We start from the raw sequence: 12361 nt of genomic DNA, 5'->3' as shown, positions 1-12361 counted from the left end.
TCTTGAGGGTGTGACCTTCGAGGAGTACGTCGGCAGCCGCGGCCCGGCCCTGTTGCGCCTGGCCCGGCTGCTGACCGGTGACGAGCACCGGGCCGAGGACCTGACCCAGGACGTCCTGGCGCGCGCGTACGTGCACTGGCGCAAGATCGCCGGTGCCGACCGGCCGGACGTGTACGTGCGCCGGATGCTGGTCAACGCCAACCACTCGTGGTGGCGGCGGCGGTCCAGCCGGGAGTTGGCCCTGGACACCTTCGCCGACCGGGCCGACCATGACGATCTGAGCGGCGAGGCGGCCGATCGGGACGAGATGTGGCGGCTGATCCGGTCGTTGCCCGACCGCCAGCGCGCCGTGCTGGTGCTGCGCTACTACGAGGACCTGGACGACGCCACGATCGCCCAGATCCTCGACTGCTCCCCGGTCACCGTCCGCACCCACGCGATGCGGGCGCTCGCCCACCTGCGGGAGCGCTGCGGCGCCCCGACGACCAACGGGAGCCGGCCGTGACCGACCTCGACCAGCGGATCACCTCGGTGCTGCGGGAGCGCGCCGAAGGGGAGATCGACACCGACCGGCTGCTGAACCGGTCCCGGGCCCGGGGACGCCGGCGGCGGCAGCGCCGTCGGGCCGCCGCCGGCACCGCCCTGGCCCTGGTCGGGGTCCTCGGCTACGTCGGGGCGACCGGGCCGGATATCAGCGGGCTCTCCGGCCGGCTGCCGTGGACCACCGCGACCACAACGCCCGTCGCCGCGCCCGTACCGCCCCGGGCCGACGGGGTGCCGGGCGCCGCCCAGCGGCCCGACCTCGTCGGCACCGACCCGCAGGTGCTGCACCTGGGCGTCGACCCGGCGAAGGGACGCTATCTGGACTGGGGGGTCACCGGACAGGTCGAGTCGGTCCGCTTCGATGCCGGGGGCGGGCGGCCGGTCGCCGTCTCGGTGGCCCGGTCCGCGGCGGAGCTCGACGGCACCGGCATTGAGGGAGAGTCGGTGGAAGCGCCATCGGCGGCGACCTTCGACGGCAGCGTCCAGCGCGTGCCGGCGAGCGACGGCAGCCCCTGGTATGTCACCTGGTGGCGGCCGGCGGCCGGGCTCTACGCGCGGGCGAGCATGAGCGCGTCGGACCCGTTCGCCCTCGTCCGCGCCATCGAAGCGATCCGCTGGGATGAGGCACGCCGGTGCGGCGGGCCCCTGCGGCTCACCACGCTGCCCGCCGGGGCCCGGATCGACAGCTGCTCGGTGGACGTGTCTTCCTTCCCCGGCGTGATGGCCGTGACGGTGAACCTCTACCGCGGCACGTCCGACACGATGTACGTCCGCCTTGAGTACAACTCCGGAATTTCCGGTGTGCGCAGCGACGGCAACCGCACCGTCGGCGGGCGTCCGGCCTACCTCTATCCGCAGGGCGGTCAACTGGAGCTGCTCGGCATCCCCAGGACCCACCTGATCGCGACCTTTGGTCTGCTGGCGACGGGCTTCACCGAGGAGGACGCGACGACGCTGCTCGCCGGGGCGCGGGTGGCGAAGGACCCGGGCGATCCGGAGACCTGGGACTGAGCGGGCGCCGTGCCGGCCGGGCCGCCCGACCCGGGCCGGTCCGGCCGGCGGCCCGTACGCTTGGTGGCCGTGAGCCCCCGTCGCAACCGTCCCCGCCGGGACGAGAACACCCGCCTGGACTCCGACCGGGTACGCCAGGGCGTGCCCACGGTCCAGCAGTGGCGCGACGGCGACTGGCAGGTACGCGGGGTCAGCGGCGGGGCGTCGACCAAGACGTACCGTTGTCCGGGCTGTGACCAGGAGATCCGCCCCGGGGTGGCGCACGTGGTGGCCTGGCCGGCCGACGACCGGGGCGATCTCACCGACCGGCGGCACTGGCACACCGGCTGTTGGCGGGCCCGGGACCGGCGCGGGCCGAACCTCCAGCGCGGGCACGGCGCGCCCCGATACGGCTGAGCGATCTGGGTCACCCTGTTCGCGCCCCGGCGGGCGGCGCGGGCGGCGGCGCGGGAGACTGGGACGGTGAGCACACCGATCCGTGCGTCGTCGATCCTGCCCGGTCGTCGGGAGGACATCGAGCTGCACACCGCCGACGGGTTGACGCTGGTCGGCGAGCTGGCCCGCCCGCTGGACCGGGCGCCGGCCGGCACCCTGGTCTGCCTGCACCCGCTGCCCACCCACGGCGGGATGATGGACAGCCACGTGTTCCGCAAGGCCGCCTGGCGGCTGCCCGCGCTGGCCGACCTGGCCGTGCTCCGGTTCAACACCCGGGGCACCAGCAGCGTCCGGGGCACCAGCGAGGGCGCCTTCGACGGCGCGGTCGGCGAGCGGTTCGACGTCGCCGCCGCCATCGAGTACGCCGAGTTTCAGGAGCTGCCGAACATCTGGCTGGTCGGCTGGTCGTTCGGCACCGACCTGGCGCTGAAGTACGGTTGCGACCCGGCGGTGGCCGGGGCCGTCCTGCTCTCCCCGCCGCTGCGCTTCTCCGAGCCGGCGGACCTGGCCGTCTGGGCCGAGTCGGGCAAGCCGCTCACCGCCCTGGTGCCCGAGTTCGACGACTATCTGCGCCCCGAGGAGGCCCGGCAGCGCTTCGCGGCCGTGCCGCAGGCCGAGGTGGTCGGGGTGCCCGGCGCCAAGCACCTGTGGGTCGGCGACGCGGAGACGGCGCTCGACGAGATCGTCCGGCGGGTCAATCCGGCCGTGCCGGTGCCGCTGCCGACGACCTGGGACGGCCCGATGGAGACCGGCGACGTCAGCGCGTACGCCGACCGGACGGTGGCCGCCTTCGCCGACACCCCGGTGCCCGGGCCGCAGCAGCGGCGGGCGGGCTGACCGGTCAGCGGGACTCCTGCCGGGGCAGGACCACCTCGCGAAGGATCAGTTGGAGGGCGGCCACGGTCGGGATGGCGATCAGCGCCCCGACCACGCCCAGCAGCGACACCCCGAGCAGCGCGGCGAGCAGCGCCGCCACCTCGTTCACCGAGACCGCCCGGCGCATCACCTTTGGGTAGATCAGGTAGTTCTCCACCTGCTGGTAGACCAGGAAGAAGACCAGGCAGGCGATGCCGACCGGCAGGTCGGTGGCGAAGCCGACCAGGGACACCACCACCGCGCCCAGGGTCGCCCCGATCTGCGGGATCAGGTCGGTCACCGCGACCACCACGGCCAGTGCGAACGGGTACGGCAACCCGACCGCGAGCGCGAAGACGAAGGTGCTCGCCCCGGCCAGCACCGCGATGGCCAGCGCGCCCACCATGTACGCGCCGACCCGGGTGAGGATCTCGTCGCCGATCAGCCGGACCCGTTGCCGGCGGGTGCGCGGCACCAGCGCGTACCCGAGGTTGCGCAGCTTGTCGAAGTAGGCCAGGAAGTAGATCGTCAGCACCAGCACGGTCAGCGCCCGGAACAGGGTGCCGAAGATGAGCTGTGCCCCGCCCAGCACGCCGCCGAGGGCGCGGCCGATGGTGTCCGCGTTCGCGGCCGCCTGGACCCGTGCCATCACGTCGTACCGCTCGACGAGGTCGTTGACGGTCGGGTTGCGGCGCAGCTCCTCGACGTAGCCGGGCAGGTGCGCGATGAACTGACCGGACTGGGTCACCACCGGGGGCACCAGCGCCAGCAGGCCCCCGATGATCAGCAACAGCAGGGTCAGCGTCACCACCGTCACCGCCAGCCCGTGCGGCAACCCCCAGCGACGCAGCCGGACCACCGCCGGGTGCAGGCCGACGGCGAGGAAGATCGCGACGACCACAAGCACCAGGATGCCGGCGGAGTTGCGTACGCCGAGGAAGACCGTGTACGCCAGCAGCACGCCGAGCGCCCCGGTGAAGCCGACCAGGAACGGGCTGCGCCGCAGCGGCTTCCCCGGTACGCCGAACCGGCCGCTCGGTTCGAACTCGGTCGGCTCGTCGACGGTGGGCGGCACGCGCGCGCCCGTTGTGTCCGGCTCGGGGCGGAGACCGCCCTCGTCGCCCGGTCGCGCGTCGCCCGACGTGCCCTCACCCGACGTGGCCTCGCCCATCAGGACCTCCCCGGAAGCTCCCCGGCCCGCGTGTGGGCCCTTCCTGCCCGGAGGGTAGCGGGGTATGGCGCACGTCGGCCATCGCGATCCTGCGCGTGAGGTCGTGGCCGGGCGTACCCGATCGCCGGAAACGGCCGCCGCGCGGGCTCAGTCCTTCTCGACGGTGACCGTGCTCGGTTTGGCGCTGCGTTCGTCGGTGGTTGGTTTGGTCGGGCGCTTGCCGTTCTCGCCGGTGCTGGTGATCTTCGTGGGGGTGGCGCCCCGGCCGCCCTCGCCGGGCACGGCGGCCACGGTCGGCTCGCCGTCCACCCCGGCGGTGGCGGTGCCCCCGTCCACGGTGGTCACCGGCTCGGCGACCGGCCGGGCGCTGCCGGCCTCGGCCGCCGGCTCCGTCGCCCCGGCCGGCGTCGTGGCTCCGGCCGGCTGCTTGGTGGCGGCCGGTTCCTTGGTGCCGGCGGGCTGCTTGGTGGCGGCCGGTTCCCTGCTCGCGGCCGGGGCCGGTTCTCCGCCGGTGGGGGTGGCCGCGGTGGTGCCCTTGGCGGTCACCGGGTCCGTCGTGCCGGCCGTGGCGGCCGAACCGGGGGCGCCGCCGGTGGCGGCGGGCAGCCGGTCCGGATCGACCGGGGTGGCGGCGAGACCCGGCGAGGCGCTGCCTGCCGTCTGCCGCAGCTCGGCGAGCTGGCGCTGGAGATCGTCGGACTCCTGGCGGGACTTCCAGGTCTCGGTCCGCAGGTCGGCCAGCTCCTGCTGGGCGGTGGCGATCTCCAGCATCACCTGGGCGAGCTGCTGCCGGCCGGCGGCCACCTCCTGCTGGGTGGCGGCGAGGTGCTGCTGGGTGGTGGCCAGGTGCTGCTGGGTGGTGGCTGCGTACTCCTCGAACTGCCGGCGGGAGGTGGCGACGTGCTCGTCGGCCTTGCGGCGCTTGTCGGCGGCTTCCGTTTCGGCGCGGCGGAGCAGCTCGGCCGACTCCTGTTCGGCCCGCTGGCGCATGGTGAGCGCGTCCTGCTCGGCCGCCTGCCGGATCGCGGCGGCGCCCTGCTCGATCTCGTTACGCCGGGCGGTGTAACCCTTCTCCAGCTCGTCCTGCCGCTTCTTGTGCTGCTTGTCGAGCTCGTCGCGGCGCTTGGCGTACTCCTGCTCGGCGGTGGCCCGGCGCTTGGCGAGCTCCCGGTCGGCCGCCTCCCGTCGGGCGTTGACCTCCTGCTCCACCCCGGCCCGCCAGGCGCCCAGCTCCTGCTGCGTCTGGGCCCGGGCCTGCTGGACGTACGCCTCGGTCTCGGTCCGGTTCTGCTGGACGTACGCGTCGGTCTCGGTCCGCTTCTGTTGCACGTACGCGTCGACCTCGGCCCGGCTGCGCTTGCCGGCCTCGGCGGCCTCGGCGGTGAGCCGGTGCGCCTCGGTCCGCGCCCGACCCCGGGTCGCCTTCGCCGCCTCCTCCGCGTCGTCGACGATCTTCTTGGCCTCGGCGAGGGCCTTGGCGTGGGTGGCCCGGCCCGCCTCGGTCGCGGCCTCGGTCAGGCGCTTGGCCTCCGCCTGCGCCTTGGCGTGCACCTCCTTGGCCGCCTCGCGGAGCTGGGTGGCCTCCTGCTGGGCCTTGGCCAACGCCTCCTTGGCGGCCTCGCGCAGCCGGGTGGACTCCTGCTGGGCGCGGGTGTGGATCTCCTTGGCGGTGTCCCGGAGCTGGGTGGCCTCCTGCTGCGCCTTGGCCAGCGCCTCCTGGGCGTTCCGGCGCAGCTTCTCGGCCTCATCCTTGGCGGCCTTCAGGGCGGCGTCCGCCTCGGCCTTGCGGGCGTTGGTGTGCCGCTCCTCCTCGGCCCGGCGCGCGGCGAGGGCGATCTCGAAGTCCTTGAGCGCCTGGGCGGACTGCTCCCGGGCCTCCTCGATGATGTGCTCGGCGGCCGCGCGGCGGGCCTCGATCTCCTCGTTGGCGGCGGCGAGGATCTCGTCCGCCTGCTCCTCGGCCATGGTGAGGATCTGCTCGACCCGGGGACCGAGGTGCCGGAACGAGGCCCGGTCCACCACGCCCACCTGCTTACGCACCTGGGCGAGGTCGCGTTGCAGGACCTCCACCTGGCCGGCCAGCTTGTGGATCTGGGTGTAGGCCTGTTCCCGCTCCGCGGTCAGCGCTGTGATCTCGTGCTCCGCGCGAGCGACGTACCGGTCGACCTGTCGTTTCTCGTATCCCCGCAGCGCGGACTCGAAGCTGGGCTCCGTGGTCACATCCCCGCCGAGAGCGAACAGTTCCTCGCCGTGCGACATGCTCCCATCCTCACACGCATCCGGCCCTGCTGGGGCGATACGGACGCCCCTGTTGGGACCGGGGTGTCGAAACGGACGGGAAGCATGACGGCGCGGGGTGACGCCGGTTACCCGGTGTCACCCCGCGCCGTGACTCATGCCCCGATTGCGGGTGGTGCCTACTTCGCCGACTCGGTGGTGACCTTTCCGTCGGAACCGTCGGCCTTGGCCTCCTCCGACTTGCCGGCCGCCGGCACGCCGGGCACGATGCCGGCGAGGCCGGAGAGCATCTGCCCGAGCTGCGAGGTGACGGCTTCCTTCTGCCGGGTGAGGTCCTCGACCTCGCGGCGGGCGGCCTGGGTGGTCAGCTCCGCCTCGGTGCGCGCCTCGTTCAGCAGGCGCTGCGCCTCGGCCTTCGCCTCGTTCAGCGTCTTGTCGGCCAGCGCCTTGGCCTTGTCGACGGTCTCGTTCGCGGTGCGCTCGGACTCGACCCGGCGGGCCTCGGCCCGCTGCTCGATCTCCTTGGCCCGCTCATGGGCCGTCCGGGCCCGCTGCTCGGCCTCGCTGACCAGCTTCTGGGTCTGCGCGACCTGGGCGGCGTGCCGCTCCGACTCCTCGCGCTCGGCCTTCTCCCGCCGCTCGGCGAGCTGGAGCTCCAGGGCCTGGAGGTCCTTGTCGCGCTTGTCCCGCGCGTCGGTCAGCAGCTTGGTCGCCTCGGCGCGCTTCTCCTCGGCCTCCCGGGCGGCCTTCGCCCGCTGCTGGGTGATCTCCCGCTCGGCGGTGGCCCGCAGGGTGGCGACCTCACGCTCGACGGTGGACTTCAGCTCGGCCACCTCGTGCGCGGTGACCGTACGCAGCTGCTTGGTCTCCCGCTCGGCATCGGCGCGCAGGGTGTCCGCCTCGCGGCGGGCCTGCACCCGGACCTCGGCGGCCTCCCGCTCGGCGGCGGTACGGACGCTGCCGGCCTCCCGCTCGGCGTTCGCCTTCATCGCGGCCGCCTCGGCGCGCGCCTTGTCGGTGATCTCCCGCGCCTCGAGGCGGGCGGCGGAGAGGATGCCCTCCGACTCGCGCTTGGCCTCGTTGCGGTGGTCGTTGGCCTGCTCCTCCGCCAGCCGGAGGATCTGCTCGACCCGGGTGCCCAGGCCGGAGAGAGTCGGCCGGCTGTTCTCCTCGAGCTGCTTGCTGGCCTCGGCGAGCTTCTGCTCCAGCGCGCTCTGGCGCTGCTCGGCCTGCCGGAGCCGGCGCTGGGCGTCGTTCATCCGCTGCTCGGCCTCGGCGCGGGCCTGCTCGGACTGGCTCAGCGCGGCGGTCAGCCGCCCGATGAAGTCGTCGACCTGATTGGTGTTGTAGCCGCGCAGGCCGACGGTGAAATCTGGCTGGGAGTTCGCGTTGTCGAAGAACGCAAGAGGGGAGGACTGCTGCTGGGGCATTGGGACATACTGGCAGACCCCCCAGGGTCCTTCCAAGAGCGGTACGCAGCTTTTGCGTCCTCTTTACATGGTCATCTTCCAGCCCCGGGCGGAGCCCGGACCTGGAGGCGGTCTCGGCAGGTCCCGGGCGTGCCGGGCCGGACGTGTGGTGGCCGACAAAGGGGCCGCGGGAGACGGCCTGCGGCCCTTTTGTCGGGAGTCAAGCAAATGGTGTCCCGGGAGCGGAAAAAGGCAATGCCGGCTCGCCCCGGCGGGTGGGCCGGGATCGGCCGGACGGTGCCGGCGTGTCGGCTTGTCGGGCAGTGGGGTCAGTGGCCGCGGAACCGGTTGATCGCGGTCTCGTGCCGGGCGCGCAACCCGGTGTCCCGGACGCCGAGCCCGTCGGCCGGGGCGAGGCAGCGCACCCCGACCTTGCCCTGGTGCGCGTTGCGGTGCACCTCGTACGCGGCCTGGCCGGTCTGCTCCAGCGGGTAGGTCCGGGACACGGTCGGGTGGACCTTGCCGAGGGCCACCAGCCGGTTGGCCTGCCACGCCTCGTGATAGTTGGCGAAGTGGCTGCCGACGATGCGCTTGAGGTGCATCCAGAGGTATCGGTTGTCGTACTGGTGCTGGTAGCCGCTGGTCGAGGCGCAGGTGACGATGGTTCCACCGCGCTTGGCGACGTAGACGCTGGCGCCGAAGGTCTCCCGGCCGGGGTGCTCGAAGACGATGTCCGGGTCCTCGCCGCCGGTCAGCTCGCGGATCCGTTCGCCGAAGCGCCGCCACTCGTCCGGGTCCTGGGTCTCCTCGTCCTTCCAGAACCGGAACTCTTCGGCGGCCCGGTCGATGACCAGTTCGGCGCCCATCTTCCGGCACAGCTCGGCCTTCTCCGGGGAGGAGACCACGCAGACCGGGATCGCCCCGCCGCCCAGCGCCAGCTGGGTGGCGTAGCTGCCCAGGCCGCCGGAGGCGCCCCAGATCAGCACCACGTCGCCCTGCTTCATGTTCGCCCCGTGGTGCGAGACGAGTTGCCGGTAGGCGGTCGAGTTGACCAGCCCGGGGCTGGCCGCCTCCTCCCAGGTCAGGTGGCGCGGCTTCGGCATGAGCTGGTTGGCCTTGACCACGGCCAGCTCGGCCAGGCCGCCGAAGTTGGTCTCGAAGCCCCAGATCCGCTGCTGCGGGTCGAGCATGGTGTCGTCATGGCCGGCGGCGTCCTCCAGCTCCACCGAGAGGCAGTGCGCGACCACCTCGTCGCCGGCCTGCCACCGGGTCACCCCGGGGCCGGTCCGCAGCACCACGCCGGCCGCGTCCGACCCGACCACGTGGTACGGCAGGTCGTGCCGGCGGGCCAGCTCGGAGACCCGGCCGTAGCGCTGGAGGAACCGGAAGGTGGGCAGCGGCTCGAAGATGCTGGTCCAGACCGTGTTGTAGTTGATCGCGCTGGCCATCACCGCGACCAGCGCCTCGCCCGGGCCGAGTTCCGGGGTGGGCACCTCCCGCAGGTGCAGCGCCTTGCGCGGGTCCCTGTCCCGGGTCGCCAGGCCGTCGAACATCCGGGTGTCCTCGGCGCGGACGACCACGCCCCGGTAGCTCTGCGGCACCGGCAGGCCGGCGAGCCCGGCTAGTTCCCGTTCCGGCTGCGCGGAGCCCTCCGCCGCCATGATCGCTTCGAGGATGTCCTGCACGGTGACCTCCCGTTCGTCCGCCCGCACCCGAGCCGGGGCAGGGGTGCGGCCATCGTCGGCGTCGGTGCGACGGGACCGCCATGTCGGCAATCGACACATTCGGCACCGGTCGCGCTCCTGTGGGGCCGGACGTTACTGAACGGTAGCTAGGGTCGGAAGTCCTCTGTGAAAAACTGCATCGGCCGATGCGTGGAGGTGTCCGTGGGGTCGGTGAACCGCGCATCACCGCGCCCGGGGCGGGCTGCGGCGGCCCGGCCCGTCCTCGGCCTTGCCCGCGTCAGTGGGCCGGTTCGACCAGCTCGATCAGCACGCCGCCGGCGTCCTTCGGGTGCACGAAGTTGATCCGGGAGTCCGCGGTGCCCCGCTTCGGGGTCTCGTAGAGCAGTCGTACGCCCCGCTCGCGCAGCGCCGCGCAGGCCGCGTCGATGTCGGCCACGGTGTACGCGACCTGTTGCACGCCCGGGCCGTGGCGGTTCAGGAACTTCGCGATCGTCGACTCGGGCGACAGCGGGGCGAGCAGTTGCACGCACCCGCCCTCGGTGGTCGGCCCGACCGCCAGCATCGCCTCGCGTACGCCCTGCTCGGTGTTGGTCTCGGTGTGCACGCAGCGCATCCCGAAGGTGCGCTGGTAGAAGTCGATCGCCGCGTCCAGGTCGGCGACCGCGATCCCGACGTGGTCGATGCGGAGCAGGCCGAGCTCTGTGACATAGTCGGCAGCGGGCTCGACGGGGGAGTTCTCAACCATGGCGCTAGTCTGACCGAACAATCGTTAAGGCGTACGGTCGGCACCCCCTCGGAGGCAGGCATGGCTTCGGTGATCGTCAGCGGCGCGCGGACCCCGATGGGGCGCCTGCTGGGCAACCTCAAGGACCTTCCCGCGACCAAGCTGGGTGGCATCGCGATCAAGGCGGCGCTGGAACGCGCCGGCGTCGCACCGGACCAGGTGCAGTACGTGATCATGGGGCAGGTTCTCCAGGCCGGCACCGGCCAGATCCCGGCCCGTCAGGCCGCGGTCGAGGCGGGGATCCCGATGTCCACCCCGGCGCTGAGCATCAACAAGGTCTGCCTCTCCGGCCTGGACGCGATCGCTCTGGCCGACCAGCTCATCCGGGCCGGCGAGTTCGACGTCGTGGTGGCCGGCGGCATGGAGTCGATGACCAACGCGCCGCACCTGCTGCTCGGTCAGCGCTCCGGCTACAAGTACGGCGACGTGACGATCAAGGACCACATGGCCCTCGACGGCCTCACCGACGCCTGGGACTGCTGCGCGATGGGTGAGTCGACCGAGCGGCACGGGGTGCGGCACGGCATCACCCGCGAGGAGCAGGACGCCTTCTCCGCCGCCAGCCATCAGCGCGCGGCCGCCGCGCAGAAGAACGGTCACTTCGCCGACGAGATCACCCCCGTGATCATCCCGCAGCGCAAGGGCGACCCGCTGGTGATCAGCGAGGACGAGGGCATCCGGCCGGACACCACGGTCGAGGCGCTGGCCCGGCTCCGCCCGGCCTTCACCAAGGACGGCTCCATCACCGCCGGCAGTTCCTCGCCGATCTCCGACGGCGCCGCCGCCGTGGTCGTGATGAGCAAGGCCAAGGCCAAGGAGCTGGGGCTGACCTGGCTCGCCGAGATCGGCGCGCACGGCAACGTGGCCGGTCCCGACAACTCCCTGCACTCGCAGCCGTCCAACGCCATCAACCACGCGTTGAAGAAGGCCGGCCTGAGCGTCTCCGACCTCGACCTGATCGAGATCAACGAGGCGTTCGCGGCGGTCGGCATCCAGTCCACCCGTGACCTGGGCGTCAGCCCGGACAAGGTCAACGTCAACGGCGGCGCGATCGCGCTCGGGCACCCGATCGGCATGTCCGGCGCCCGGCTGGTACTCACCCTGGCCCTGGAACTCAAGCGCCGGGGCGGCGGCACCGGCGCGGCCGCGCTCTGCGGCGGCGGCGGCCAGGGCGACGCCCTGATCATCCACGTTCCGTCCGGCGGTGAGAGCCAGCAGTGAGTGGCGCCGTCGAGAACGCCCCGGCCACGGCCACCGCACCGGTGCGCCGCAGCCGGGACGTACCGATGCTGGTGGAGCGGGCCCGCGCGGGTGACCCCCGCGCGGTGGCCCGCCTGATCACCCTGGTCGAGTCCGGCGACGAGGTGCTGCCGCAGGTCGCGGCGGCCCTCGCGCCATACGCCGGGCACGCCCAGGTGGTCGGGTTGACCGGGTCGCCGGGGGTGGGCAAGTCGACCACCACCAACGAGCTGGTCCGGGCGCTGCGGGCGCGCGGTCACCGGGTCGGCGTGCTGGCCATCGACCCGTCCAGCCCGTTCACCGGCGGGGCGATCCTCGGCGACCGGGTCCGGATGCAGGACCACGCCACCGACCCGGGCGTCTACATCCGCTCGATGTCCAGCCGTGGCCATCTCGGCGGGCTCTCCGCGGCCACGCCGCAGGCGGTCCGGGTGCTGGAGGGCGCCGGCTGCGACGTGGTGCTGGTGGAGACCGTCGGCGTCGGGCAGGCCGAGGTCGAGGTGGCCTCGCTGGCCGACACCACCCTGGTGCTGCTCGCCCCGGGCATGGGTGACGCGATCCAGGCGGTCAAGGCCGGCATCCTGGAGATCGCCGACGTCTTCGTGGTCAACAAGGCCGACCGGGACGGCGCCGACGCCACCGTCCGCGACATCCAGGGCATGATCGCGCTGGGCGAGCGCGGGCCGGGGGAGTGGCGGCCGCAGGTGGTCCGGGCCATCGCCGCGCGCGGCGAGGGGATCGACGACATCGCCGCCGCGATCGACAAGCACCGCGACTGGCTGGAGCGGCACGGTGAGCTGCGTCGCCGCCGGGAGGCGCGGGCCGCCGCCGAGATCGAGGCGATCGCGCTCGGCACCCTCCGGGACCGGATCGGCTCGCTGCGCGACGGTACGCAACTGCCGACGCTCGCCGCCAAGGTGGCCGAGGGCGCGATCGACCCGTACGCCGCCGCCGCCGAACTGTTGGCCCAACTGGCCGCCTGACGGGTCCA

The 12361-nt window shown here is 73.1% G+C and carries 11 protein-coding genes; 6 read left to right on the top strand and 5 right to left on the bottom strand.

The window, feature by feature from the left end; genetic code table 11:
* The first annotated feature begins 10 nt into the window (after positions 1–10).
* The 4 genes from GA0070604_RS26075 to GA0070604_RS26060 all read left to right on the top strand — a co-directional run bounded on the left by GA0070604_RS26075 (position 11) and on the right by GA0070604_RS26060 (position 2826).
* Positions 11–505 carry a SigE family RNA polymerase sigma factor gene (locus GA0070604_RS26075; RefSeq protein ID WP_091124110.1) on the top strand — a complete coding sequence of 165 codons (495 nt, stop codon included), beginning with the start codon at positions 11–13 and terminating at the stop codon, positions 503–505.
* A complete protein-coding gene (locus tag GA0070604_RS26070; protein ID WP_091124107.1) occupies positions 502–1554 on the top strand; it encodes a hypothetical protein in 1053 nt (350 codons plus the stop codon). The genes GA0070604_RS26075 and GA0070604_RS26070 overlap by 4 nt, the downstream gene beginning before the upstream one ends.
* A gap of 69 nt (positions 1555–1623) precedes the next feature.
* Positions 1624–1950, top strand: coding sequence for a hypothetical protein (locus GA0070604_RS26065; protein WP_377593523.1), 327 nt, complete (start codon positions 1624–1626; stop codon positions 1948–1950).
* Positions 1951–2016: 66 nt separating this feature from the next.
* Complete coding sequence (locus GA0070604_RS26060) at positions 2017–2826, top strand: alpha/beta hydrolase (protein ID WP_091124104.1); 810 nt, start codon at positions 2017–2019, stop codon at positions 2824–2826.
* A gap of 4 nt (positions 2827–2830) precedes the next feature.
* On the opposite strand, the gene GA0070604_RS26055 is transcribed toward GA0070604_RS26060, so the two are convergent.
* From GA0070604_RS26055 to mce, 5 genes are all read right to left on the bottom strand, one after another.
* Positions 2831–4015, bottom strand: a complete 1185-nt coding sequence (locus tag GA0070604_RS26055) for an AI-2E family transporter (protein WP_091124101.1) — start codon at positions 4013–4015, stop codon at positions 2831–2833.
* A 147-nt stretch (positions 4016–4162) separates the two neighbouring features.
* Complete coding sequence (locus GA0070604_RS26050) at positions 4163–6274, bottom strand: coiled-coil domain-containing protein (protein ID WP_091124097.1); 2112 nt, start codon at positions 6272–6274, stop codon at positions 4163–4165.
* A 158-nt stretch (positions 6275–6432) separates the two neighbouring features.
* Positions 6433–7683, bottom strand: coding sequence for a DivIVA domain-containing protein (locus GA0070604_RS26045; protein ID WP_091124094.1), 1251 nt, complete (start codon positions 7681–7683; stop codon positions 6433–6435).
* A gap of 308 nt (positions 7684–7991) precedes the next feature.
* Positions 7992–9347 carry a crotonyl-CoA carboxylase/reductase gene (gene ccrA / locus GA0070604_RS26040; RefSeq protein WP_091127419.1) on the bottom strand — a complete coding sequence of 452 codons (1356 nt, stop codon included), beginning with the start codon at positions 9345–9347 and terminating at the stop codon, positions 7992–7994.
* A gap of 277 nt (positions 9348–9624) precedes the next feature.
* Positions 9625–10092, bottom strand: a complete 468-nt coding sequence (gene mce / locus GA0070604_RS26035) for a methylmalonyl-CoA epimerase (protein WP_091124092.1) — start codon at positions 10090–10092, stop codon at positions 9625–9627.
* Between the two features lie 60 nt (positions 10093–10152).
* Between mce and GA0070604_RS26030 the strand changes: the two genes are divergently transcribed.
* The gene (locus GA0070604_RS26030; RefSeq protein ID WP_091124088.1) at positions 10153–11352 is read left to right on the top strand and encodes an acetyl-CoA C-acetyltransferase; all 1200 of its coding nucleotides are present in this window, start codon (positions 10153–10155) and stop codon (positions 11350–11352) included.
* A complete protein-coding gene (gene meaB / locus GA0070604_RS26025; protein ID WP_091124084.1) occupies positions 11349–12353 on the top strand; it encodes a methylmalonyl Co-A mutase-associated GTPase MeaB in 1005 nt (334 codons plus the stop codon). Before GA0070604_RS26030 ends, meaB begins: the two co-directional genes overlap by 4 nt.
* Positions 12354–12361 lie beyond the last annotated feature (8 nt).

This window comes from Micromonospora eburnea (genome assembly GCF_900090225.1).
Taxonomy (GTDB): Bacteria; Actinomycetota; Actinomycetes; order Mycobacteriales; family Micromonosporaceae; genus Micromonospora; species Micromonospora eburnea.
Note: the sequence above shows the minus strand (reverse complement) of the source record. Positions and strands in the feature narration are given on the sequence as shown.

Excerpts from the sequence above, each read along its gene's own strand:
- GA0070604_RS26030 (WP_091124088.1), top strand. The coding sequence starts at position 10,153 with ATGGCTTCGGTGATCGTCAGCGGCGCGCGGACCCCGATGGGGCGCCTG.
- GA0070604_RS26045 (WP_091124094.1), bottom strand. The coding sequence starts at position 7,683 with ATGCCCCAGCAGCAGTCCTCCCCTCTTGCGTTCTTCGACAACGCGAAC.
- GA0070604_RS26055 (WP_091124101.1), bottom strand. The coding sequence starts at position 4,015 with ATGGGCGAGGCCACGTCGGGTGAGGGCACGTCGGGCGACGCGCGACCG.
- mce (WP_091124092.1), bottom strand. The coding sequence starts at position 10,092 with ATGGTTGAGAACTCCCCCGTCGAGCCCGCTGCCGACTATGTCACAGAG.
- GA0070604_RS26050 (WP_091124097.1), bottom strand. The coding sequence starts at position 6,274 with ATGTCGCACGGCGAGGAACTGTTCGCTCTCGGCGGGGATGTGACCACG.